Below are 24,520 nucleotides of genomic sequence, written 5' to 3'. Positions count from 1 at the left end.
TATTTTTTGAGCGGGGTTTCTTATTCAAGATCGTTCATGGCTTGAGATATCCACGTTTCCGTTTCCGCAATAATCTCCTTAGCAGCTTTCTCTTTCGTCGCGATCGTCGGCCCGATTTTGACTTTAATCACGCCGGGATATTTTAAAAAACTATTTCTAGGCCAATATTTGCCGGCATTGTGTGCAACCGGAACGACCGGATAACCCGATTTATGAGCCAGCACCGCACCACCCGCGTTGAACTTTTTGTACTCGCCGGGCGCCACCCGTGTTCCTTCCGGGAAAATCAACACGAACATGCCTTCTTGTAGGCGAGCGATGCCCTGTTCCAGCAACATTTTCAAAGCCTCTTTTTGATTGCTACGGTCAATCGCGATGGGTTTCAATGTGGCCAATGCCCATCCTCCGAACGGGATATGCAGCAGGGATTTTTTCAATACGGCGGTCTGCGGTTTTATGATTTGTCGTAAGGCGATGGTTTCCCATGCCGATTGATGTTTGCATAGAATGATAGCCGCTTGATCTTTCGGAAGATTTTCCAAGCCCTCTACCTGGTACTGTAGGCCGCAACAGAGCTTGAGCATATACAGAAAACAATTAATCCAAATATCGGCGAACGTGTAGCGAATGTTAAACGGTAACCAGAAGCTACCTAGAATGGCAGCGCCGACGATGGGCGTCGACAACAAAATATAAATAAAGATCAAGGTTGAGCCAAAATAGACCCTAAAATCAGCTTTGCGAGACGATGTGCGTTGCTGCTTCATAAAGATTCTCAAAGGTTGGAATATTGATTTGCGGATGTTGTTTCAAAGTTTTTTGGCCTTTGCCCGTCTTGACCAAAATAGGTTTGGCGCCGGCGGCTGAAGCCGCTTCTATATCGCGGTACGAATCGCCGATCGCATAGACATCGCTCAGATCGACTTGCATGTCCTTGGCAAATGCCAGGAATAGGCCGGGCTTCGGTTTTCGGCAGTCGCATCCATCGTCCGGCCCATGGGGGCAGACATAAATCGCTTCGATCCGGCCTCCGGCTTGTGTAAGCAGGCGCCTCATCTTGTCATGCATCGCATCCAATGTCGCTAAGTCGAATAAGCCGCGACTGATGCCGGACTGATTGGTGATCACGACCACCTTAAAACCGTGCCGATTCAGCAGCGCAATGGCTTCCAGGCTGCCGTCAAGCGGTAACCACTCTTCCGGTGATTTGACGAACAGATCCGAATCGGCGTTGATCGTGCCGTCGCGATCCAAGATCACATAGCGATCGGTCACGATTGCAACTTGGAAATATCGGCGATTTTCAAAAATTGATTCGAAAGCATAGACAGAAGCGCCAAGCGGCTGCTTCGTAAGTTTTCGTCGTCCGTGTTGACCATGACGTGGTCGAAGAAAGCATCGACTGTATCGCGTAATTGAGCCAAGCGGTTTAAAGCCAACTGATAATCCTGCTCGGCCAGTAGCGGGATAATATCGGCTTCCGACGCTTCCGCGGCGGATAGCAGGTTTTTCTCTTCGGCTTCGACCAGCGTGCCGATTTGGTCTTGAATCGGGTGTTCCGATTTCTTCAGGATGTTGATGATGCGTTTGTTGGAGGCAGCCAGACTTTCCGCTTCCGGTAGTTGCCTGAAGGTTTGGACGGCTCGGATTCTTTGCCAAAAGTCGAACGGTTTGCTCGGCTTGACGGCCAATACCGCTTCGAACTCGTCGCTACTGTAGCCCTGATCCAGACAATAGCCTTTCAGACGATCGAACATGAAGCCGATGACTTTTTGCCGCGTGTCGGTTTTGTCGAAGCCGTGCGTGAATTGCCCTAGCGCCGCATCGACTAGCTCGACGGCATCCAGCTGCAAGCCGTTTTCGATGATAATTCTCAAGATGCCCAACGTAGCGCGGCGCAGGGCGTAAGGGTCTTTGTCGCCGGTCGGAACGAGGCCGGCGCTGAAAATGCCCGCGAGCGTGTCGATTTTTTCGGCCAACGCCAATGCCACGCTGAAATCAGCTTGAGGTATTACACCACCGGACTGCTTGGGAAAATATTGTTCTTCCAATGCGGTAGCCACTGCCCGATCTTCTCCGTCGGCCATAGCATAATAACGTCCCATCGTGCCTTGCAGATTGGCAAACTCGCCGACCATATTGGTCATCAAGTCGGTTTTCGCCAGCAGAGCAGCACGTTTCGTCAGTTCGACATCCGCTCCCAAATTCTCCGCGATCAATGCGGCCAATTGGCTGACGCGTTCCGTTTTGTCGAACAGCGTGCCCAGGTCTTTCTGGAATACGATGGTTTTCAGGCTATCGACGCGCTCGGCCAGCGATTGTTTTCTGTCCTGTTTCCAGAAAAATTCGGCATCCACCAGCCTAGGCAACACCACGCGCTCGTTGCCGAGCCGGATCGAATCCGGATTGGAGCTTTCGATGTTGGCGAAGGTAATGAAATGCGGCAAGAGGCCGCCATCTGCATCCTTTATCGGGAAGTATTTCTGGTTGGCCTGCATCGTGGTGATCAGGACTTCTTGCGGCAACTGCAAGAAACGCGCATCGAAATTGCCCACTACCGGGACCGGCCATTCGTTCAGGGCCGCGACTTCCTCAAGCAAATCGGCTTCGATATATGCTTCGCCGCCGACATCGGCGGCGGCTTGATTAGCGGCTTTTTCGATCATCTCCATTCGGGCGTAAAAATCCGCAATTACCTTGCCTCTTGTTTGCAAAGTCTCCAGATAATCATGCGGACTGGCGATATCGATTGCCTGCGGGGCGTGAAAACGATGGCCGCGGCTGCTACGGCCGGTCTTGATGCCAACTATTTCGGTTTCGATGACGTCGCTGCCAAACAGCAGCACCGCCCAATGTACGGGGCGGGCAAATTCGGCATCGAAACTTCCCCAGCGCATGCGCTTGGCAATCGGCAAATTGTTCAAGCTCTTATGAATGATGCCGGGAATCAAATCCGCTGACGCCTGGCCTTTGACCGCTTGCCTGAATACCAGCCATTCGCCCTTTTCGGTCTCCACGCGCTCCAATTGATCGACCGTGGTACCGCAACTGGCGGCGAAACCTTGCGCGGCCTTGGTCGGATTGCCGTCAGGACCGAATGCGGCTAAAACGGCAGGGCCGCGTTTTTCTACGGTCTTATCCGCCTGATGCGCCGACAAATCGTCGACTATGACCGCCAAGCGGCGCGGCGTGGCAAACGCGCGAATCTGATTGAAATTGAGTCCGGCATCGGCAAAACCGTCGGCCAACCCTTGAGCCAGCGCATCGCTGAGTCTTTTCAGAGATTTGGGTGGTAATTCTTCGCAGCCCAGTTCAAATAACAAATGCTGAGTTGTTGTCATCATTACGCTCCCTGTCTGGCGAGAATTGGAAAGCCCAGGGCTTCCCGGCGGTTGTAATAGGCTTCGGCCACCGATTTGGCCATGTTGCGCACCCGCAAGATGTATCGCTGACGCTCTGTGACGGAGATGGCATGGCGCGCATCCAGCAAGTTGAAGGAATGCGAGGCTTTCAGCACCATTTCATAGGCCGGCAGCGGTAGATTCTTGTCCAGCAACATCAGACATTCGCGTTCGAAGGTGTCGAAGCATTGAAACAGGAAGTCGACGTTGGCCAGGTCGAAGTTGAACTCCGACATTTCCACTTCGTTTTGATGAAACACGTCGCCGTAGGTTACCACGCCTTGCGGGCCGCGGGTCCAGACCAGGTCGAACACGCTTTCGGCGCCCTGAAGATACATGGCGATACGCTCCAAACCGTAAGTGATTTCGCCCGTCACCGGCTTGCATTCCAGGCCGCCGACCTGTTGAAAATAAGTAAACTGCGTGACTTCCATGCCGTTCAGCCACACTTCCCAGCCCAGCCCCCAGGCGCCCAGCGTCGGCGATTCCCAGTTGTCTTCGACGAAGCGGATATCGTGCTCCAGCAAATCCAAGCCTAAATGGCGTAACGAGCCAAGATACAAATCCTGAATATCGATAGGCGATGGCTTCATGACCACCTGAAATTGGTAGTAATGCTGTAAGCGGTTGGGATTTTCGCCGTAGCGGCCGTCGGTCGGACGGCGCGATGGCTGAACGTAGGCTGAATTCCAAGGCTCAGGCCCGATAGCGCGCAAAAAGGTAGCGGGGTGAAATGTCCCTGCTCCCACTTCTTGATCCAAAGGTTGCAACAATACACAACCCCGATCCGACCAGTATTCTTGCAAGGTCAGAATCAGGCCCTGAAAAGTAGAGACATCGTTTTTGCTTATCGACACGTTGGGAGCCAGTTGATGGTTCAAATCATCCGATTATACCGGAAAAACTATAGCCAAGCAGACAGACCTGGCATTTCAAGAAAAGGGACTTTACACACTCAATATTCACGATTAAAGGCTGCGATTATGCAGTTTTTCGGACAAATATTGCGGCACGCGCTGATCAAGCCAATAGTGAATCCGCGAAAGTCTGCGTGAACCGACAAAACCGACATGGCCGCCGCAGTCGTATATTTCCAAGTCTACCTTAGGTGCTAATTCACTTGCGTTCGGCAATATCGCCTCCGTCATAAACGGATCGTCTCGCGCTTGGATCAATAAGGTCGGTAACTGAATAGAAGCTAAAAACTGGCGAGAGCTGGAACGGGTGTAATAGTCATCGACATCTTTAAAGCCATGCAGCCGGGCGACGACTTGGTCATCATATTGCCAGAATGAACGTATCGCCGAGAGGTCGCCAAGAGCCGATATTTTTCGGGCTTCAGCTAATAAGCCATTTTGTTCCAGGGCGTATTGTTTATTACGCATATAGCGTTTTAATTCATCCAACAAATATTTTCGGTAAATCCTTGAAAAACCCTGATCTAATTTGTTTGCGCATTCACTTAATACCAAAGGTACCGAAACCGCTGCAGCCGCAAACAAGTTGAGTTCTCGGCCTTGTTCGCCTAACCATTTTAATAGGACGTTGCCGCCCAACGAAAATCCGGCCGCTGCTAAAGCAGACTTTGGATATCGTTGGCGCACAATTTTGTAAACGAACGCCACGTCTTCGGTTTCTCCCGAATGATAGCAGCGTGCGCGTAGATTGGATTCGCCGCTACAGCCGCGGAAATTAATAGCTACACTGGAAAAACCGTATTGATTTAAAGCGTATTGCAAGCCCAAAATATAGCTTGATCGGGAACTGCCGGTCAGCCCGTGCAACAGAATAACGATATGCCGTTTGTCGTTGCCGTACCAGTCCAAGTCGAGAAAATCGTGGTCTGGGGTAAATATGCGTTCCCGTTGTCGCTTCAATGGCGATGCCTTTCGCATCAATGTCGGGTAAAGTGTTTGCAAATGGGGATTTTTCAGCCACCAAACCGGTTTAAAATGACGTTGAATCAGAGGCATAGCCGCAATCTATTTTTCAAACTTGATAGGATATTCTACTAAATCACTATCACCTGTCGTGACATCGCGCGCAAGGGGGAGTCATTGCAATACAAGGACTATTACCAGACGCTAGGCGTCAAACCGGATGCGTCGTTGGAGGAGGTTAAGAAAGCCTTCCGCAAGCTTGCCCGTAAATATCATCCGGACGTTTCTAAAGAGCCTGATGCCGAATCACGAATGAAGGAAGTCAACGAAGCTTATGCAGTGCTCTCGGATCCGGAGAAGCGCGCGGCTTATGACCAGTTAGGCCGAGGCTATCGATCCGGACAGGAGTTCAGGCCTCCGCCCGACTGGGATGCCGGTTTCGAATTTTCCGGGCGAGGCGTTGATCCTAGGGAGGCCGCCGAATTTAGTGATTTTTTCGCTGAATTATTTGGAAACTTGCGTGGCGCAAGATCGGGTGGTTTTTATACACAAGGCCGAGTTAACGCTCGCGGCGAAGATCATCATGCCAAAGTTATGCTGGATCTCGAAGATAGTTTTAGAGGGGTGTCGCGTCAAATCGCTTTGCGCGTTCCGCGGATGAATGCTCAAGGTCGCGTTGTTCTCGATAATCGCGTCTTGAATGTCAAAATTCCTAAAGGTGTTCATGAAGGTCAAATCATTCGGCTAGCCGGTCAAGGTGCACCTGGTTTAGGAAACGGCAAAGCGGGCGATCTGCTGCTCGAAGTTCACTTCAAACCTCATTCCAGGTTTAGAGTCGACGGCCGCAACTTACATTTATGTGTTCCGGTTACTCCGTGGGAAGCGGCATTGGGTGCGGTAATTCCGGTGAATATCATCGATAGCGGTCTTAAGGTGCGGATTCCGGAAGGCACGCAAAGCGGACGACAATTGCGATTAGGTGGAAAAGGGATACCAAGCGATCCGCCCGGCGACCTGTTGTTAGACATATCAGTCGTGTTGCCGCCCGCCAATAGCGAAAAAGCCCGGTCTATTTACCGGCAAATGGCGCAGGAATTGGCATTCGACCCACGTCATAGTTAGTGAGGAACAATCATGTCCGACCCCGAAATTATGATCGCGACCGTGGTAGAAGAAAGCGGTTTCTCCCTGGAACAGTTGGCTGCATTATGTGCGGTTGAGCCCGAATGGGTTTTACAGCATATCGAAGACGGCTTACTTTCGGCTGTGAAACTTGGCGCTGGAACTTGGCGTTTTTCGGCGGTGGAACTGACTCGAGCCAAACGTATCGTCAATATAGAACGGAATTTCGACGCAACCCCCGAATTGGCAGCTTTAGTGGCGGATTTGCAGGAAGAACTCGACAGTTTAAGACGTCAATTATTGCGAATCGACAGATATTGAACTATGTCTGGATATAATGATTGGCAGCCTCATCAGTGGCGTAACCGTATCCAAACTGCGTTACTGGTTCTATTGTTATTGGGTATCAGCGGTTCAGTTGGTAGCTTATTGTTCGGCGGGATCGGTTTTTGGTTTGCGATAGGTGGCGCTCTAGTAACGTTGTTTATCGAGCCGGTTGCCGCTTGGCGTTTAACACTAAAATTGTACCAAGCACGTCCCATTCATCCGTTAGAAGCGCCGCAGTTATGGCATGTCACGCAGACGCTTGCTAGTCGTGCCGAACTTCCGGTCACTCCGACGCTTTATTACGTTCCAAGTTCGTTAATCAATGCATTTGCAGTTGGCAACTGCAAGCGTTCCGCTATTGCATTGACCGATGGCTTACTAAATCAGTTAACGTTGCGCGAGCTTTCTGGAGTATTAGGTCACGAAATCGCGCATATCGCTCATGGTGATCTTAAAGTGATGGGGTTGGCGGATTACGTTAGTCGCTTGACTAATTTGTTTTCCGTCATTGGCCAATTCATGCTGTTACTAACGTTACCCATACTTTTTATCGAAGGTTACAGCGTCAAACTCAATCTGTCGTCGATTCCGCTACTTCTATTTTCGCCGCAATTGGCGGTTTTGGCTCAACTCGGTTTATCCCGAGTTCGCGAATACGACGCGGATCGCCGGTCGGCAATGCTGACAGGCGATCCGATGGGTTTAGCGTTCGCTTTGGCGAGAATAGAGCGGAGCAGTCGCTCGTGGATAGAAATTTTGTTGCCCGGCTGGGGAAATCCCCAGCCGTCCTGGCTACGAAGTCACCCGTCAACTGGCGATCGGATAAAACGCTTACAGGAATATACTAGGGCTTATACAAGGTTAATTTCTCCTTTGGCTTTCGACGTACCGATAGACTATACCGCTAAGGTCATTCAGCGTTCGCCAAGATGGCGAATAGGCGGTTTTTGGTATTAGGCCTCATCAAGCATTATGTAAAAAGATGTCTCTAACTGGCGGATGCTGATAAGCTTTTTTGGTAACTCGGTTTTGTTGCGAAGTGGATGCTTCTATTCTATCAACCGTTACGTTAGAGGAATCGTTGTCACTCGGTAATAGAAAATACAATGCCGCAAAAGCCGCTAACGTTATTAAAACATTAAAAGCTTTAACTTTTTTCATTTGCCTCACCTAATTATTGTCATGGTTTAATCGCTTCCAAATTCATTGGCAGAGCTTGGAAGCAGTATCCAAAGATTAGCTATTAACATGCCAGGTCGTTCAACCGCATAAAAAGGCGCAAGTTTTTATGTTTCAATTAGTCGAAATTGCTAATGTTTTTAATGGTTATGCGACGTAACTCATTGTGTTTTTTATAAAATAATAACTGATTAAGTAGCTTGTAACGCTGTGATGCTTCGTTGAATATATAAAAAGCGCTAGCCACTATATCTATCAACGACACTGTTTGTAATAAGTAATTTGCAATTAACGGCTGTCACGCGTGACTCCGGCTGACATTTTTGTCAGTTCGGGCCGTCAACGGATTCGGTCGTTGAAACCGAGTCCGTTTCAAGTTTACGAAAACGCTTTTTTGAAGAATTCCGGCATTGCGAGGCTGGCTTTGTGTATCTCGCTGTTGTAGTAAACCGTTTCAAAATCCTTTTTGGCGGCATCATGTTCCCTGAAACTGGAAAGATCGGCTTTGCCGGCCATCGTGGCGCTCCACCAGCCGGATGGATAGATGCATTGCGGGAAGAATAGCGTTTGCATATGATTGAAACCCCCGGCCCGCATCTCGTCGCGCATTTCTTTTAAGATTGTCATATGCAGCAGAGCCGATTCGCTTTGCTGGATGACGATACCGTTTTCGCTCAAAGCTCTGAAGCAATCTTTGTAAAAATCGGCGCAAAACAAGCCTTCCGCCGGCCCAACGGGATCCGTGCTGTCGACAATGATGATATCCACGCTATCGGGTTCTGCATCTTTGACCCATTTGATGCCGTCGATGAATTTCAGCTCGGCGCGAGGGTCGCTATTGGATTCGCATAATTCCGGAAAATAAATTTCCGACAGACGGGTCACGCGTTCGTCGATATCGATTTGCACGGCTTGCTCGATACCCGGATGTTTCAATACTTCGCGCAACGTACCGCAGTCGCCGCCGCCAATGATCCAGACTTTTTTCGGATTAGGATGAGTAAATAGCACTGGATGGCTCATCATCTCGTGATAAAAGAAATTATCGCGGGTAGAGACCATAGTGCAGCCGTCGATTACCATCAAATTGCCAAACTCTTCGGTTTCGTAGATTTCCAGCAACTGAAATTCGGATTGTTCTTCATGCAATTTTCGTTTGATCTTAAGTGAGAATGCGGTACCGCTCGAGCTTTGGGCTTCGCTGAACCATTGGGCGTCTAACATGAGGTGTCCTCAAAAAGTCATAAAAGTTGCGGCATTATACTTTAGAATCTGTCGCTCTTTATTACAGTACGGAGATGCTAAGTGCCAACGCAATCCTGGTCGATCGAACAGTCCGAATTACTCTATGCCGTGCGGCATTGGGGCGGTGGTTATTTTTCGATTAACGATCAAGGGCATGTTAGCGTCAAGCCAAAGCTGGAAAACACAACGGAGATCGATTTATACGAGATCGCTCAAACCTTGCAACGCGAAGGCTTTCATTTTCCGATATTGCTGCGTTTTACCGACATTTTATGCGACCGAATTCATCGGCTACAAACAGCCTTCGATCAAGCTCGGGAAAAATACAATTATAACGGCCGCTACACTCCCGTTTACCCCATTAAAGTCAATCAGCAGGGAAATGTGGTGGAAAGTATCGTTTCTGCCGAACATATAGGACTGGAGGCCGGCAGCAAACCCGAATTGTTAGCGATTTTGGGCATGGCCAAACGCAATAGCACCATAGTCTGCAACGGCTACAAAGACAGGCTTTACATCCGCATGGCCTTGATAGGGCAAATGATGGGCCTTTCGGCGTTTATCGTTATCGAGAAACCGTCGGAACTCGAACTCATCATCGAAGAAGCTACCCGGCTAGGCGTCAAACCCTTGATCGGCTTGCGCGTCCGTTTGTCTACTATCAGCGCCGGAAAATGGCAAAACAGCGGCGGAGAAAAATCGAAATTCGGCCTGCATCCTAGTGAAGTATTGCAACTGATCGAGCGTCTGAAGCAACGTTCGATGCTGGATTGCCTGCAATTGATGCATTTTCATATGGGGTCGCAGATCGCCAATATCCACGACATTAAGCTAGCCCTAAAAGAAGCCGCGCAATTTTACTTTCAGCTGCATAGCCTCGGCGCCCATATCACCACGGTCGACGCCGGCGGCGGTTTGGGCGTGGATTATGATGGTAGCGGTTCGCGGCGTGATTGTTCTATCAATTACAGTCTAAAAGAATATGCCGAGAACATCGTGCGAGCCTTTGCCGATGTCGGTCGCGAACACGCTTTACCGCAACCGAATATTATTACCGAATCCGGACGAGCCATTACCGCGCACCACGCCGTGTTGATCACCAATGTCACGGAAGTCGAACGCTTGCACGGCAGCGCCGACTTCGCAAAAACCGGCTTACGCAATATCAGCGAGGCATATCATAATGCGCAGTTCGATATGAGCGAAGCCCGGGCCCGTTTTGTGCAGGGCGATTTATCGTTGATAGAATTAGCCGAAGCGGAAAAACATTACATCGGTATGTGCCAACAAATTCAAAACCAATTGAATTTGGACAATCATCACCACCGCGAAATCTTGCATGAACTGAATGAAAAACTGGCGGACAAGGTGTTTTGTAATTTTTCATTGTTCCAATCCATGCCGGACGTCTGGGGCATAGAGCAAATTTTTCCGATTATGCCGATTCATCGATTGGAACAACAGCCTATCAGACGCGCGGTGTTACAAGATTTGACCTGCGATTCCGACGGACGCATCGACCGATATGTCGATCACCAAAATATCAGCAACACCTTGCCGTTGCATGCGATCGGCGAAAGTGAAAATTATTTGATCGGTTTTTTCATGGTCGGCGCCTATCAGGAAATCCTGGGCGACATGCACAATTTGTTCGGCGACACGCATTCAATCAATATCGAGCTAGGTGACGACGGTTACCGCTTGGGTGAATTCATGAAAGGCGAGAACGTCAGCGAGTTGCTGGATTACGTCCATATCGACACCGAAAACCTGAAGAGCGCATATCGGCAGAGGCTCGAGCAAGCATCCCTGAGTGCCGAGCAAAAGCGGGCGTTTGAGCAGGAGCTGTTGGCAAGCTTGAATGCTTATACTTATTTAGAAAAATAAACGAACGATAGGAATAATGCAGATTCCGTTTGGGAGTGGATTGATGAAGAAATGGATGACTGGTTTCATGTTGATATGTTGCGTGGCATGCAACAAAACTGATCCGATGCTGAACAAATTGCCGGACAACGCGCTAATTCTGGCATTCGGCGACAGCCTGACTTACGGCTCAGGCGCCAGTAACGAACACGATTATCCTCATATACTCGCCCAATTGACCGGTTTCGAAGTCGTCAATGCCGGCGTGCCCGGTGAAATCAGTACCGAAGGCCTGCAGCGCTTGCCGGAATTACTCGACGAGTACGATCCGGATTTATTGATATTGATACACGGCGGCAACGACATTCTTAGAAAGCTGCCGCAGGAACAGACACGAAACAATCTAAAAGCCATGATAGCGGAAGCGAAACGAAGAAATACTTCGGTTGTCCTTCTCGGCGTGCCTGAATTCGGTTTGATGTTTTTACATAGCGCGGATATGTATTCCGAACTTGCGGAGGCCGAGCATGTTCCGGTTGATTTGGACGTCATACCGGCCATTCTATCCTCTAATGAGCTAAAATCCGACCCGATTCACCCGAACGATCAAGGCTATCAACAATTGGCCGAGAAGATTGCCGCTCTTCTGCATGAACAGGGCGCGTTATAAGCTTTTTATTCGTTGGTAGCAAGACATAGACTTACAAACTACCTTATCAAGGTGTCATAAGCGAATCGAGCGGCCTTTTTGCGAAGATTAATTTGAAATATGTAAATCACGACGAGGAGTCAGGATGAAAATCACAATATTCGGCAGCGGTTATGTCGGCCTGGTAACGGGAGCTTGTTTGGCTGATGTCGGTAATCAAGTCGTATGTATGGACGTTGATCAAAGTAAGATCGAGCGGCTTAAGCAGGGCATTATTCCGATTTACGAGCCCGGTTTGGAAGAAATGATTAAAGACAATATGGCGGCCGGGCGCCTGCATTTCACCACCGATGTGCAGGAAGCCGTCGATTTTGGTTTGTTTCAATTTATCGCGGTCGGTACGCCGCCGGATGAAGATGGTTCGGCCGATTTGCGTTATGTGCTGGCCGTCGCCAGGAGCGTGGCCGAGCACATGAACGATTACAAAATCATCGTCGATAAATCTACGGTACCGGTGGGTACCGCTGATAAAGTCAAACAAGCCGTTAGTGAGACTCTCGCTAGCCGCGGAGAAACAATTGAGTTTGATGTTGTATCCAACCCCGAATTCTTGAAAGAAGGCTCGGCATTAGACGATTTCATGAAGCCGGACCGTATCATCATCGGCACCGACAATCCTCGTACCGCCGAGCTGCTGAAAGCATTGTACGGACCGTTCAACCGCAGCCGCGAACGCGTGATTACGATGGACATCCGTTCCGCCGAACTGACGAAATACGCGGCGAACGCGATGCTGGCCACCAAGATCAGTTTCATGAACGAGCTGGCAAACCTGGCCGAACGCTTGGGGGCCGACATCGAGCACGTGCGCCACGGTATCGGTTCGGACAGTCGCATCGGCTATAGTTTTATTTACCCCGGCTGCGGCTACGGCGGATCGTGTTTTCCGAAAGACGTCAAAGCCTTGGAACGTACGGCCAAGGAGATGGGTTACCACGCTGAGTTGCTGAATGCGGTGGAAAACGTCAATGACAGACAAAAGCACCGCTTGTTCGAGAAAATCTCAGCATACTATCCCGAGGGAATCAAAGGTAAAACCTTCGCCTTATGGGGATTGGCTTTCAAACCCAATACCGATGACATGCGGGAAGCGCCGAGCCGGGTTTTGCTCGAAGCGTTGATCGAAGCCGGTGCCGGGGTGCGAGCCTACGATCCCGAAGCCATGAACGAAGCAAAGCGCATATACGGCGAAAAAAACGGATTGATTTTTTGCGAAATGCAGGACGATGCCTTAAAAAACGCCGATGCGTTGATCATCGTCACCGAGTGGAAGCAATTCCGGAGCCCGGATTTCGAACAATTGAGCCGGCAGCTGAAAGATAAAGTAATCTTCGACGGCCGCAATATGTACGAACCGAAATTCGTCAAACAAGCCGGTTTGCAATATTACGCAATCGGTCGTTAGCTACCTAAGGCCCTTAAGTTCCTTTTTTCCGAGTCTAGATGCCGCTTAGAAACGGTTTATCCGGCAACTTTGGAGAAAACAAAGTCAAAACTTCTTTAGGGCCTTATTTTTATCATTGCTCGTCGTTTTTTATATGCGTCAAATCGTTTGGCGCATTATCTAGTTCTCAAGCCCTTCTAAGTTAATCATTGCTGTAACCCGGCAGGCAGATGTTTGACATTATCAAACTTGGCGCCGGCGGTTATTGCATCGGTAAAAATCGCATCGCGTAATTTGGCCGACGACAAATTGGCTCCGGTCAAATCGGCGCCGGTAAAATTGGCGCCGTCCATATCGGCGGAATAAAGATCGGTATTTATTAGTTTCGCCTTGACCAGCTTGGCGTGTTTCAGCATGGCGCGCCCGAACTTGCTGTTGCTGAGATCGGCGCCGCTTAAATTGGCGCCCTTCAAATTGGCGCGCATCAGGCCCATCGATTGATTCTTCATGTCCGCCGCCCAATCGGCATCGGTGATTTTCGCGTTGCTGAAATTGGCGCCTTCCATGACCGCTATGACGCGGCTGCCGCTGAAATCGGCTCCTGTGGCGTCGGCGCGCATCAGGCTGACGCCGAAGATACTGGTGTCGGACAAATCGGCGCCGACCAGTTTGATGTCGGTCATTACCGTCAAATCCAGATTCAAACCGGACAAATTGGTACGGCTGAAATCGGAGCGGCGTAAATCCGCGCCCCATAAATCGGCATTGCGAAAATCAAGGCCCGACAAATCCATATCGGTCAAATCCTTGCGGCGTAACGGGGCCGGATGAGACTTATCGGCTTTGGTCAGTAATTGCTCGACCTGGGTGCGGCTTAGCTCGCCGGCTTGCAGGCACAAGCAGGCCGAAATCGCTAATAAAAATACGGATAGTTTGGCTGAAAAACGCATATTCCCTCCCGAGTGACGATTAATAAATCTTTATCGGGAGCATATCATTGGCTAAGCGGCGGCGTCGATTAAAGATACGCCGCCAATAAGCCGATGAATACCGCCAGGCCGAACCAATTGGCGTTCAAAAAGGCTTTGAAGCAATCGGGTTTGTGGAAATGAAAAATCAGCTTTTGCTGGTAAGCGAATAAGCCCGCGCCGACGGTCAGGCCGACGTAATAAGGCCAATCGATCTGGCGCATTTGCCCGACCGTAATCAACAAAACGAGAATGACGACTTGCAGCGCCGCGGTAATTTCCCGCACCCTGCGGCCGAACAAGATGGCGGTGGATTTCACGCCGATTTTCAAGTCGTCTTCGATGTCGACCATCGCGTACATCGTATCGTAGACCAGGGCCCATAGCAGCACGGCTAAATACAATATCCAGCCGTCCAGCGGGATTCGGTCGGTTTGTGCGGCAAAAGCCATAGGCACCGCAAAGCCGAAAGCCGCGCCCAAATAAGCCTGCGGCAAGTGGGTGAAGCGTTTCATAAACGGATAGCTGGCCGCCAAAAACGCGCCGATGAAGGATAGGGCGATCGTGTACCGATTCATCAGCAATACCAGGCCGAATGCGGTCAGGCACAGCACTACGAATACGATCAAGGCCTCTTTGGGCGATACCTTGCCGGCGGCGATGGGCCTGAGTTTGCAGCGGTCCACGTGCGGGTCGAAATCCTTATCCGCGTAATCGTTGATCACGCAGCCGGCGGCCCGCATCAATACCACGCCGGATACGAATACCGTCAACACCAGCGCATCCGGTTTCCCTTCACCCGCAATCCAAAGCGCCCACAGCGTCGGCCACAATAAAATCAAAATGCCGATGGGTTTGTCGAAACGGGCCAGAAGCCAATATTGCTGTAAGCGGTCGGTGAGTTTATTCGTCTGCATATTTTAGTGAGATAGAACTAAGACGTTCACATGGTCTTCTAAGTTGTAGCTCCGCTGCCTATTTCGTCTATTAAATTTACCAACTCTTGGTCAATCGTTCCTTTCGACGCAATAATATTGGCAAGGCAGCCGCGCATTTCCTCCCAATGATCGATGCTACTGAGACTCAAGCTAGTCGAAATATACCGGCATAGTCGCATCAAACTCTTTTTGCCGTCCAAGATGCGCGATAGTCTTTCCCATCGCTCCACCGGTGTTGCACCGCTCCGATCGAAAGCCTTAATTTTTTCGGCGTCGTTGCTAATATCGGGACAAGCGGGGGGAGGAAATTTCTTTCTTAAATGGTCGTTAATTTTTGTAGATAGCTCCGCGCTAGAATTGGTATCAGTACCAAATGCCGTCTTTGGTGATGTCTGGCGATTCGCAACCAAATAAGTCGTTAAAGCAGTTACTTGAACGATGTCGTCAACTTGCGCTAAAAACGATTCGGCTGAAATGTCCGGTGCCGGCGAACGCGAAATTCGTCTCGAAATTTCGTAAGCAAATGCTTCCGGTTGCAACAGATAATTTTCCAATTCCCAGCGCCGCAAAACATGAATCTTTTCCCCATACGGCTGAGCGTCATGGAATTTCGCGTCGTCCGTTTCCCAGAATAAGTCCAAATTGGCATTGGATAGTAAAACATCACGATCGACAATACCGTAAGCCTCGATTTTTTGACTATTTGCGTCGCTCACTTTATTGATTACCGCCATACATCCGCCGCCACCGGCTTGTTCGCCTTCCGCGCTGACAAAGCGCAATTTGTCCTGCTTGTGGCTAAACCAATGTTCGCTGAAGATACGCACGTCCTCCGCCGACTCCAAAAAGACTTTGATTCCGCCTTCGTATTTTGCGTCAACAACCGTTGTTTCAACTTTTTTAAAACTTGCCATAGTCTTATCTCAAATCCGTTTCTTCGATGAGTTCGCCGCCCAAATAAAGCCCCTCCCGTTCCTGGCCCATAGTCGCGGTAAATCGGCGCAATATTTCGATGGAATGGGTCGTCAACACAATCGTGAATCCGGGATTATCCTTGGCCAATTTTTCCAAGGCGTTATACAAACGGTGCTGCCAGCGGATATGTAAATGAATGTCCATTTCATCGATCAGGATAATGGTGTTGCCCGTACAATGAGCTCCGATGCGCAAAAACAGATAGGCCAGGCTTTTTTCGCCGCTACTCAACCTGTCTAGCCTATGAGTTTGGTCATTGCCCGTGTCGATGATCGCTTCGGGAGGGTTTTTACGTATACCTTTCAATAACTTTGGCGTGCCGTCGAATAACTCCTGATTGATCAACTCCTGGGCTTTTTCGAACGAACCATTCTCCAGCCACTTAAGCCAAACCAAAAGGTTATCCAGCGAGTTTTTCCAATAAGCGCTATGGGCCTCGAACGCATGCAGCGGCCGATAGTTCCAGTGATCGGGCGTAGCGATACTACGTTCGTTAATGCCTTGAGCCGAATGGGGAATACAATCGTGGTTATCGTTATTCGGATAGGGAATATCCCGGTAAGCGGAAAAATAAAGTACGGTGGGCAAATGAAACGAGGGGTTTAAAAAATACTCTTCCGGTGACGTATCGCAAGCGACACGGAAGCTTGCCAACAAATCTTGTAGCAATTCATCGTTTCTAGAAGCGATATTGTCGTACCGGCCTGTCACTGCACTACGAAAACCGGCTTTATGCCAACTCTCCGCGTTAAATGCCTTTAATTGATCCTGCGACCACGGATTCAAATACGTTTCTTCTCCGATCACTCCGGCTAACACAGACAAAACAATCGATATATTTTTACCTTGCCAGCGCAATCTAACCCAAAAATCCAATTGCGCTCGTCCGCCGCGCTTGTCCAGGTCTTCGTGTCCGTAACTGTTGATGGCTTTTTGCGCAAGCAAATTCGTCAAACAGGAAAAGATTTCCAACGAAGTTGTTTTACCCAAGCCATTGGGCGAAACCATCATGAAGAAATTACACGGATGGTTATTACTGTCGGTGAAATCGATCCTGTAGCCGTTTTGAAACGGACCGATACGGTCCAACGATAAAAATAAAGGTTTGAATTCGTAGATTAAAAGGTCTTCCATTTCCACCTCCTGAATAAACTAGCGGCAATAATGCGTGATGGCTCGGGCGATATCGTCGTCGCCCAGTTTCGCACCATGCAAACGGATGGGGTCGGGTTTGTCGGTCAATTTAACCAGCATATCGCCTTTGCCAAGCAAGCTTTCCGCGCCTTTTTGGTCGAGAATAATGTTCGATTCGGTATGCTTTTGAACGCGTAAGGCAATTCTAACCGGAATATTGCTGCGCAACAGGCCGCTAAACGTGGCCGCGTCCGGACGTTGAGTGGCGAGAATCAAATGAATGCCGGCGGAACGGGCTTTTTGTGCCAATCTGACTAACGGCGTTTCCAAATCCCGAGATTGCATCAATAAATCCGCCAACTCTTCGACCACGGCAACGATGCGCGGCATCTGAATTTTGCCGCTGGCCTCATCGTAATTTCTAACACCCAATTCGATAAAATGCCGGTTCCGCGCTTCCATTTCTTCGACCAAGGCATTGAGAATATCGGAGGCTTCGACGATATTTCTGCCGATTTTGCAGCCGAATAAATTAGGCAATTTACCGTACAAGGAAAACTCCGTGCCTTTGGGGTCGATCAACGCTAACTGTACTTGGTTACTGGATAACGTGAGCAATAATGAACAAAGCATGCTGTGCAGGCAAACAGTTTTGCCGCTGCCGGTTGCTCCGGCAATCAAGATATGAGGTGCTTCGGCCAAATCCAGGGCAAAATCGTCGCCCATCACCGTAGTTCCCAACCAGACCGGCAATTTCTCTGTCCGTTTTCCGCTCGTCCACTCGACAAGCCGTTGCGGCGGTACGATCCGCCAAAGATTAGGTTCTCTGGGGATGTAGAGATTGGCAATCCCGGCTTCGGCTCCGACTTCCAAACTAATACTGTCGTCGGGAACGCCCAGGCGGAACGACAGTTTGCCAAGCCCCTTTCTCAGAACATCCAGATGGTGAATATTGGCGAGATAAAGGGCGTATTTATTGAGGCGAATACCTTGCTTGGTTTCTTTAATATCAGCTGCAATACCGATTTCTTTCAACGCGGCTTCGAGTTGACCTTGTTCGAATTCGGTTTTCCCGAGACCGTCCTTTTCTAACGAGGGTTCCGGAATCAATTCTTCGCGTAACCAATGAATAAAACTATGTCCGCGATTCCAGCTGGTGCGAATTTCGCGCAAGCCGCGGCGGATATGCCTTTGTAACAGCTTCTTATACCGAGCATCGGCATTGAATAAATCTTCGCGATGATAAACACTCAAGATCGCACGAATCGCATCGTCGTAATCCAAAACGCCGTCGTTTTTGCTGTTGCCCAATCCGGTCACTTGTTCCAAGGAATATTCGGAACCCTTACCGACCAACGTATCCAATTCGTCGTCCGGCGGCGTATCGATTGCCAAAGACTTAGCCAGGGCCAACCGTAACACGCGATATTTCGGCGCTTTGGGGGTGCGGAAGCCGTAAGTCTTAACCTGCTCGATAATATTTTCATCGTCGTAACTGGTGTAAATATCAGCCATAGCGAACCTCCTTGTTTCCTGTTACCTCGTGGATTTCGGTGTTTTCGCCGTCCGGATTATTCAAATGAAACTCCCGGTAAATATAGGGTTCCAATAAACGGTGTTTACGCTCGTCGAGTTCGGAATCGGTCGGCAATAAAATCACTTGTTTGGCGGCTTTAGGATAATAGCGGGTCAGCAAATTATCCTGATGCTGTTTGTCGATACGGCCCAAAGGCGTGTCGATAATGACCGGCAGTTGCCTGCCGCAAGCGTCTTTTAAAGCCCACAATAAAGCAGTCGCTGCGAGTTGTTTCATGCCGGCGGAAATACTGCTCATGGCCACCGGAGCTCCCGCCGCATCCAGATAATGCAGCTGAAACGAATCGTCGATTTTGGTTTCCGCAATCAAGCGATTGGAATCGAGCAAATTGCCCAAGTGGCGGTTGAAATAGATTTCCAGCGTGCCGCGCTGTTGTTCCTTGAGCTTTTGTTTATAGGCATCCAGCAGCTTTTGCATTCTCTCCAATAAATCGATACGCACCCGGCCTTGTTCGGATTGGCGTGCTTGCTGGCGTAATTCGGTAATCTTTTCATCCAAGGGTTTTATATCCCTATCGATGATTGCCAGCTTATGCGAAACATCCCGTTCTTCGTCTCTAAATTTATCAAGCGCCTCTTTTTGCCGGATTTCTTCAGCTTGCAACTGTTGAAATTGCTGTTTGTTTTCGTCCGACAGTTGCCTAACCTCCAACAAACTTTTATCGATTTCAGTCAATTGCTGATCGGCCCGCAAGGTGTTAGCCAAGCCGTCGCGCATTGCGGCTTCCGGTGAATGTCGGGGCATGTAGGCTGATAGCGTCGCCAATAATTTTTTGGCCCGAGGCGGGGCTATTTCGAACGGTTTCGTGTCATCCTCTTCGACATCCCGTGAATTTAGCACCCCAAGAACGCGCTTTTGGTAAAACAGCACTTGTGATTCGGTCAAGCGTTGTTCGGGATAGGGCGGCGTAGTAAAAACGTCTTTTAACGGGTCGCGTAGCGACAGCAACATTTCCGACGTCGCACCGCGCTGTTCATTGGTGCACAGTTCGACGGCAGGAAGCACTTTTTCGGCCAGTGCAGCATTCAAACGCAAAAACGCATCGCGCTCAAACATTTCCGACAAGCCGGTTAATGCTTGTTCGAGATTTTGCCGTTCGGCTTGTTTCAAGGCTTCGAGTTTGGCGTTGTCTTCGATCGAGGATTGGCCGCTCAGTAGTCTAATTTTTTGCCGGGTTTCCCGCAGGTCGTCGTCCAGCGTTTCGATATGGGTAACAGTCGTTCTTTTTTGCTCCAATAACTCATCGCGTTGAATCTGCAAGGCGCGTTGATGACTTTCGGCTTCATGTAGGCGAGGTTTAATATCTTTTGCGACATATTCACTTTGGACTTTACTTGTTAACTCTTTTAGACAAAGTTTAAGATTGTCGGCTGAGCGAATATTGAGCAGTTGCTCCATTTTTTCAATTAATTGAATACGATTCGCTTCTGCTAGATGGCCTACTTCCTCAGCGTCGAAAAAAAAGAACGGCATGAAGCCGAGAGGCAACAGGACAGAGAAGATATATTGTTGGGCGGCTTCGTCGAATAACGGCGCGTTATAGGGGGCTTTAACAGTTAAGTGGTTTTGGTAATTGCCGTTCTGCAAATCCCATTTGCGCTCAACTTCAATTTCTCGATTATTTTCGTCCAATAGTATTGCCGAAACCGAACAATTAAAAACGTTCTCGTTTCTGGCTTTCTGATTCAGGATTCCCCACCAATCCTTATCACCCAAAACGAAGCTTTTTTCGGTAGGTACTCTGTCATTTTGAACGCTCTGCCTCAGTTCCTTGGTTACGCCAGCAAACAATAATTTAACACTATTCAGAAAACTGGTTTTGCCGAAGCCGTTACGGCCCATAATGACGACGATATTACCGTCAGAATCGACGGGGGGCGCCAACTTAAAAGTTCTAGGACCGTAGTAGGAAAAAATATTGTTAAGTGTAAGTTCTTTAAAGATCATTCCATTTCTACGAGTTTATTCCTAAAGGCGGAATCCATAATTTTTTCCAATTTGCCGGTTAATTCCGACTTGCTGCCCCATAGGCTCAAGTCGGGATATTGCTGCATCAAAACCGCCATTTGTTCCGCGATTTCCAGCGGCATTTGCTGTTGTTTAGCCAGCGATTTTAATAGTTCAGTTTGTTGGTTTAATACGTTTTGTGCAATATCTTCCACGGTTCCCTGCCAAATTGTTCTGCAATCATAAAAGCGCTATCCATAATATCGAAGTCATCGGTCCACTGTCTTTGAATCGCTACAATTTCCTCGTCCGATATTAAAGGTTGTTGTACTTGCCGCTCTGCTTCCAACAGACGTTGCAACATTTCCTTACGCGTCGAAGCAATAAACGGTCCTTGGCCTTCCGCGCCGTTCCGTCTAACCGGGCTACGCCTGGATTCGTCTTCTCGTATCTCTTTCAGCCAGTTGCGGTAATTGTTGAGCGGTTTCATCCATTCCTCGCCGTTTTCGATGAAACTTTCCATGGATTTATCGGTTTTGATCACGGTACAAGTCCAGCACCCGAAACGGCTGCCGCCGCAGGATGGCGTGTTCAAATCCATTACCACAGGGCATTCGCCGCCGTTGGCCTGCCGGTACAAGTTCAGCATGAAGTCGTGGCTACCGCCCCAGGGAGGCGGGTTATGGGTAAATAAATACTCCCAAACATCGTCGCTGGTCCAATCCGCAATCGGCGACAGCACCAGTGCATTCGGGATTTCGACGTGAGCGTTCAATTTGCGGCTGCTCAATTCCCGTTTACCCATGCTCTGCGAACGCTGGCTACTTTCGGTGCTTCGAGAGCCAAGCAGTAAAATTACGCTGCCGTATTCGGCAATGACGTCTTCGATAGCCGTTTGCACCGGTTTGATTTTCATCTTCGTGGTGCACCAACGAAACCAGCGCGTCGGCGGCGGATAGCCTTTGCCGATTAAATTAAACCAAAAACTCTGCTCCGTCGTTGGTTGTGCCAGCTCGGCATGTATCGGTAAATCGTTTGCCCTGGCATGCTCTTGGATTTCTTTAATTCGCCAATCAAGATAGCTTTCTACATTGGGTGCTTCGACTCGAGTATCAGAGGCTATGACAAAGACCGGTTTGCGTTGATTTTTATCTAGTGAATAAATTAGTTCGTACACTAGCTGCAGAACGAGTGTTGAATCCTTACCACCTGAATAGGCAACGACCCAAGGGCGACTATCCGCAAGGTAATTACGTAACAGTAAGTCCTTTGTTAAGTCAACATGCGGCGGTTGCGTTTCAATTATGGATTCAGCGGCTTGTGGCATTGATCTCTATAATTCTAGTAATCTACTGGCTGTTTAGGGTAATACTGCTTGTTGCGTAATTATAAATGCCAGAACGCTAAACCCGAGACTTATCTTTAATTGTTTGAATAATCCCCGTCGTCGAATGACCTTCGATAAACGACAATATTTTTACCTCGCCGCCTGCCGCTAATACGCTGTCGTGGCCGGCGATGCCGGTGATGTCGGTGTAGTCGCCGCCTTTGACCAATATGTCCGGCAGTAGTTGGTCTATGACTTGTTTGGGGGTGTCTTCTTCAAACGGTACGACCCAATCCACGCATTCCAAAGCAGCCAGCATTTCCATGCGGTGGTCCAGATTGTTGACCGGCCGTTCCGGGCCTTTCAAGCGTTTGACGGAATCGTCGCTGTTGACCAACACCACCAAACGGTCGCCCAGGGTTTTGGCCTGTTGCAGATAGCGGATATGGCCCGGATGAAGGATGTCGAAACAGCCGTTGGTGGCGACGACTTTTTCGCCTTTATTCTTGGCCGCGGCACGCTCTTTCAGTAGTGTAGGCAGCGTGCAAACGCCTTTGCGATGGGCGCGTGGACCATGCAAGGCGTCTTCCAATTCTTCGGTATTGACGGTAGCCGTTCCCATTTTACCGACGACAATGCCGGCACCGATATTGGCGAGTTGGGTCGCTTCGGCCAACGATTTTTTGGCCGCCAAGCTGGCTGCCAGCACCGAGATGACCGTATCGCCGGCCCCGGTTACGTCGAAAACCTCGCGCGCATGGGTGGGCAAATGCAGAGGTTCTTCGGCTTTGCTTAACAATGTCATGCCGTGTTCGCCGCGCGTCACCAGCATGGCTTCCAGTTCCACCGCGGTTATCAAGTTCATGCCGCGCTCGACGAGTTGCCTTTCGTCCGAACAATGACCAACCACCGCCTCAAACTCACTTAAGTTCGGCGTTATCAGCGTAGCCTGTTTGTAAATTGAAAAGTCGTTACCCTTGGGGTCAACCAACACCGGCTTTTTGAGTTGTTTCGCTAAGCGGATGAATTGCTGAACCCGACTTAAGGTCCCTTTGCCATAATCCGATAATACAACGACTTGCGACTGCATCATCTCCGCATGGTACTGATGCAATAGCATATCGCTGTCGATGTCGTGGAAGCCGTCCTCGAAATCCAGCCGAATCAATTGCTGATGCCGGCTCATGATCCTCAATTTGGTGATGGTAGGATGGTGCGGAATGCCTTGAAACATGCACAACACCCCGGCTTTTTTCAACAATGTTTCCAACGCCACCGCCGCTTCATCCTCGCCGGTAAAGCCTAACAGAGATACTTTTGCCCCGAGTGCCGCTATATTCAAGGCAACGTTACCCGCGCCGCCGGCGCGATGTTCGTCTTGTATTACATGAACGACGGGAACCGGCGCTTCCGGCGAAATACGCGAGGTAGGGCCGTGCCAGTAGCGGTCCAGCATCAGGTCGCCGGCCACCAGCACGCGGGCTGCGGAATAATTGGGTAGTTGCATAGTTTTACACGCCGTCTATTAATATCAGGATGTTATTATAGCGGCTTGTCGAGATATTAAAGGATGTAAACCATGGGCGTCAAAATCTACCACAATCCACGTTGCAGCAAGTCGCGTGAGACTTTGAAACTCTTGCAGGATAAAGGCATGCAGCCGGAAATCATCGAATATTTGAAGCATCCGCCGACTTCCGACGAATTGCAAAACATTCTGAACAAGTTAGGCCTGAAACCTCGCGAGCTGATGCGCACCAAGGAAGCCGAATACAAGGAAAACGGTTTGAACGATCCAGCATTAAGCGACGCCGAACTGATCGAAGCGATGATACGCATCCCCAAATTGATCGAACGGCCCATCGTCCTGGCCAACGATAAGGTTGCTATAGGTCGTCCACCCGAATCCGTTCTGGAAATTTTGTAATGGCAAAAATATTGATCGTTTATTTCAGCCGCAACGGCAGTACCGAAAAAATGGCCAGACAAATCGCCCGCGGCGTGGAATCGGTTGCCGGCGCCGAAGCCATATTGCGCACCGTGCCCGATGTATCGGCGGTGTGCGAGAAGGTGGCCGACAGCATCCCTTCGTCCGGTTCTCCGTACGCCATGCTACAGGACTTGGAAAATTGCGACGGCCTGGCCCTGGGCAGCCCGACGCACTTCGGCAACATGGCGGCGCCGCTAAAACATTTTATCGACAGCACCACTCCATTATGGTTTTCCGGCGGCTTATCCGGAAAGCCCGCGGGTGTTTTCACGTCTACCGGCAGCATGCACGGCGGCCAGGAAACCACCTTGTTGTCGATGATGCTGCCGTTGATGCACCACGGCATGCTGGTCATGAGCATGCCGTGCAACGAAATCGCCCTACGGGAAACTATCAGCGGCGGCACGCCCTACGGCCCCAGCCATGTTTCGGAAACCGACGAAGAACTGAGCGAGCATGAAAAACGCTTATGCTGGGTATTGGGCGAAAGGCTGGCGCAGGCAGCTTCGGCCTTGACTAAGCGTTGATGCG

24 protein-coding genes are annotated in these 24,520 nt (G+C 49.7%); 8 read left to right on the top strand and 16 right to left on the bottom strand.

The window, feature by feature from the left end:
* Nucleotides 1-20: 20 nt before the first annotated feature.
* The 5 genes from ACW73I_RS01010 to ACW73I_RS00990 all read right to left on the bottom strand — a co-directional run bounded on the left by ACW73I_RS01010 (nt 21) and on the right by ACW73I_RS00990 (nt 5,374).
* Nucleotides 21-767, bottom strand: coding sequence for a lysophospholipid acyltransferase family protein (locus ACW73I_RS01010; RefSeq protein WP_458027327.1), 747 nt, complete (start codon nt 765-767; stop codon nt 21-23).
* Complete coding sequence (gene gmhB / locus ACW73I_RS01005; RefSeq protein WP_458027326.1) at nt 733-1,275, bottom strand: D-glycero-beta-D-manno-heptose 1,7-bisphosphate 7-phosphatase; 543 nt, start codon at nt 1,273-1,275, stop codon at nt 733-735. Before gmhB ends, ACW73I_RS01010 begins: the two co-directional genes overlap by 35 nt.
* A complete protein-coding gene (gene glyS / locus ACW73I_RS01000; protein ID WP_458027470.1) occupies nt 1,272-3,341 on the bottom strand; it encodes a glycine--tRNA ligase subunit beta in 2,070 nt (689 codons plus the stop codon). The genes gmhB and glyS overlap by 4 nt, the downstream gene beginning before the upstream one ends.
* A gap of 2 nt (nt 3,342-3,343) precedes the next feature.
* A complete protein-coding gene (gene glyQ, locus ACW73I_RS00995; protein WP_458027325.1) occupies nt 3,344-4,258 on the bottom strand; it encodes a glycine--tRNA ligase subunit alpha in 915 nt (304 codons plus the stop codon).
* A 111-nt stretch (nt 4,259-4,369) separates the two neighbouring features.
* Nucleotides 4,370-5,374 (bottom strand): hydrolase, encoded by a 1,005-nt coding sequence (locus tag ACW73I_RS00990; protein WP_458027324.1) that lies wholly within the window; start codon nt 5,372-5,374, stop codon nt 4,370-4,372.
* A gap of 84 nt (nt 5,375-5,458) precedes the next feature.
* Between ACW73I_RS00990 and ACW73I_RS00985 the strand changes: the two genes are divergently transcribed.
* From ACW73I_RS00985 to ACW73I_RS00975, 3 genes are read left to right on the top strand one after another with little or no spacing between them, the layout of a single operon-like run.
* Nucleotides 5,459-6,403 (top strand): DnaJ C-terminal domain-containing protein, encoded by a 945-nt coding sequence (locus ACW73I_RS00985; RefSeq protein WP_458027323.1) that lies wholly within the window; start codon nt 5,459-5,461, stop codon nt 6,401-6,403.
* A gap of 12 nt (nt 6,404-6,415) precedes the next feature.
* Nucleotides 6,416-6,724, top strand: a complete 309-nt coding sequence (locus ACW73I_RS00980; protein WP_458027322.1) for a chaperone modulator CbpM — start codon at nt 6,416-6,418, stop codon at nt 6,722-6,724.
* Between the two features lie 3 nt (nt 6,725-6,727).
* A complete protein-coding gene (locus ACW73I_RS00975) occupies nt 6,728-7,687 on the top strand; it encodes a zinc metalloprotease HtpX (RefSeq protein ID WP_458027321.1) in 960 nt (319 codons plus the stop codon).
* Between the two features lie 6 nt (nt 7,688-7,693).
* Here the strand turns inward: ACW73I_RS00975 and ACW73I_RS00970 are convergent, their stop codons facing one another.
* Together ACW73I_RS00970 and speE are read right to left on the bottom strand one after the other, a co-directional pair.
* Entirely contained in the window at nt 7,694-7,891 is a 198-nt protein-coding gene (locus tag ACW73I_RS00970; RefSeq protein ID WP_458027320.1) for a hypothetical protein, read from the bottom strand.
* Between the two features lie 396 nt (nt 7,892-8,287).
* The gene (gene speE / locus ACW73I_RS00965; RefSeq protein ID WP_458027319.1) at nt 8,288-9,133 is read right to left on the bottom strand and encodes a polyamine aminopropyltransferase; all 846 of its coding nucleotides are present in this window, start codon (nt 9,131-9,133) and stop codon (nt 8,288-8,290) included.
* A gap of 81 nt (nt 9,134-9,214) precedes the next feature.
* Here speE and speA point away from each other — a divergent pair, with 81 nt between their 5' ends.
* The 3 genes from speA to ACW73I_RS00950 all read left to right on the top strand — a co-directional run bounded on the left by speA (nt 9,215) and on the right by ACW73I_RS00950 (nt 13,134).
* Nucleotides 9,215-11,041 carry a biosynthetic arginine decarboxylase gene (speA, locus tag ACW73I_RS00960; RefSeq protein WP_458027318.1) on the top strand — a complete coding sequence of 609 codons (1,827 nt, stop codon included), beginning with the start codon at nt 9,215-9,217 and terminating at the stop codon, nt 11,039-11,041.
* Between the two features lie 43 nt (nt 11,042-11,084).
* On the top strand, nt 11,085-11,690 hold the full coding sequence (locus tag ACW73I_RS00955; protein WP_458027317.1) for an arylesterase: 606 nt from the start codon (nt 11,085-11,087) through the stop codon (nt 11,688-11,690).
* Between the two features lie 124 nt (nt 11,691-11,814).
* Nucleotides 11,815-13,134, top strand: coding sequence for a UDP-glucose dehydrogenase family protein (locus ACW73I_RS00950; RefSeq protein ID WP_458027316.1), 1,320 nt, complete (start codon nt 11,815-11,817; stop codon nt 13,132-13,134).
* 185 nt (nt 13,135-13,319) lie between these two features.
* On the opposite strand, the gene ACW73I_RS00945 is transcribed toward ACW73I_RS00950, so the two are convergent.
* From ACW73I_RS00945 to hldE, 9 genes are all read right to left on the bottom strand, one after another.
* Nucleotides 13,320-14,063 (bottom strand): pentapeptide repeat-containing protein, encoded by a 744-nt coding sequence (locus ACW73I_RS00945; RefSeq protein ID WP_458027315.1) that lies wholly within the window; start codon nt 14,061-14,063, stop codon nt 13,320-13,322.
* A gap of 68 nt (nt 14,064-14,131) precedes the next feature.
* Nucleotides 14,132-14,998: a 4-hydroxybenzoate octaprenyltransferase gene (ubiA, locus tag ACW73I_RS00940; protein WP_458027314.1), complete on the bottom strand. Its 867-nt coding sequence runs from the start codon at nt 14,996-14,998 to the stop codon at nt 14,132-14,134.
* A 38-nt stretch (nt 14,999-15,036) separates the two neighbouring features.
* Entirely contained in the window at nt 15,037-15,933 is an 897-nt protein-coding gene (locus tag ACW73I_RS00935) for a hypothetical protein (RefSeq protein WP_458027313.1), read from the bottom strand.
* Between the two features lie 4 nt (nt 15,934-15,937).
* A complete protein-coding gene (locus ACW73I_RS00930; RefSeq protein ID WP_458027312.1) occupies nt 15,938-17,128 on the bottom strand; it encodes an AAA family ATPase in 1,191 nt (396 codons plus the stop codon).
* Between the two features lie 18 nt (nt 17,129-17,146).
* Entirely contained in the window at nt 17,147-18,643 is a 1,497-nt protein-coding gene (locus ACW73I_RS00925; RefSeq protein WP_458027311.1) for an FtsK/SpoIIIE domain-containing protein, read from the bottom strand.
* Nucleotides 18,636-20,672 (bottom strand): DNA sulfur modification protein DndD, encoded by a 2,037-nt coding sequence (gene dndD, locus ACW73I_RS00920; RefSeq protein ID WP_458027310.1) that lies wholly within the window; start codon nt 20,670-20,672, stop codon nt 18,636-18,638. The genes ACW73I_RS00925 and dndD overlap by 8 nt, the downstream gene beginning before the upstream one ends.
* Nucleotides 20,669-20,887 carry a DNA modification system-associated small protein gene (locus tag ACW73I_RS00915; RefSeq protein ID WP_458027309.1) on the bottom strand — a complete coding sequence of 73 codons (219 nt, stop codon included), beginning with the start codon at nt 20,885-20,887 and terminating at the stop codon, nt 20,669-20,671. The genes dndD and ACW73I_RS00915 overlap by 4 nt, the downstream gene beginning before the upstream one ends.
* Entirely contained in the window at nt 20,860-21,999 is a 1,140-nt protein-coding gene (gene dndC, locus ACW73I_RS00910) for a DNA phosphorothioation system sulfurtransferase DndC (protein ID WP_458027308.1), read from the bottom strand. The genes ACW73I_RS00915 and dndC overlap by 28 nt, the downstream gene beginning before the upstream one ends.
* Before the next feature lie 76 nt (nt 22,000-22,075).
* Nucleotides 22,076-23,506, bottom strand: a complete 1,431-nt coding sequence (gene hldE, locus ACW73I_RS00905) for a bifunctional D-glycero-beta-D-manno-heptose-7-phosphate kinase/D-glycero-beta-D-manno-heptose 1-phosphate adenylyltransferase HldE (protein WP_458027307.1) — start codon at nt 23,504-23,506, stop codon at nt 22,076-22,078.
* A 72-nt stretch (nt 23,507-23,578) separates the two neighbouring features.
* Here hldE and arsC point away from each other — a divergent pair, with 72 nt between their 5' ends.
* Nucleotides 23,579-23,926, top strand: a complete 348-nt coding sequence (gene arsC / locus ACW73I_RS00900) for an arsenate reductase (glutaredoxin) (RefSeq protein ID WP_458027306.1) — start codon at nt 23,579-23,581, stop codon at nt 23,924-23,926.
* Nucleotides 23,926-24,516, top strand: coding sequence for an NAD(P)H:quinone oxidoreductase (gene wrbA / locus ACW73I_RS00895; protein ID WP_458027305.1), 591 nt, complete (start codon nt 23,926-23,928; stop codon nt 24,514-24,516). The genes arsC and wrbA overlap by 1 nt, the downstream gene beginning before the upstream one ends.
* The last annotated feature ends 4 nt before the right edge of the window (nt 24,517-24,520 follow it).

This window comes from Methylomonas sp. MgM2 (genome assembly GCF_054172045.1).
Note: the sequence above shows the minus strand (reverse complement) of the source record. Positions and strands in the feature narration are given on the sequence as shown.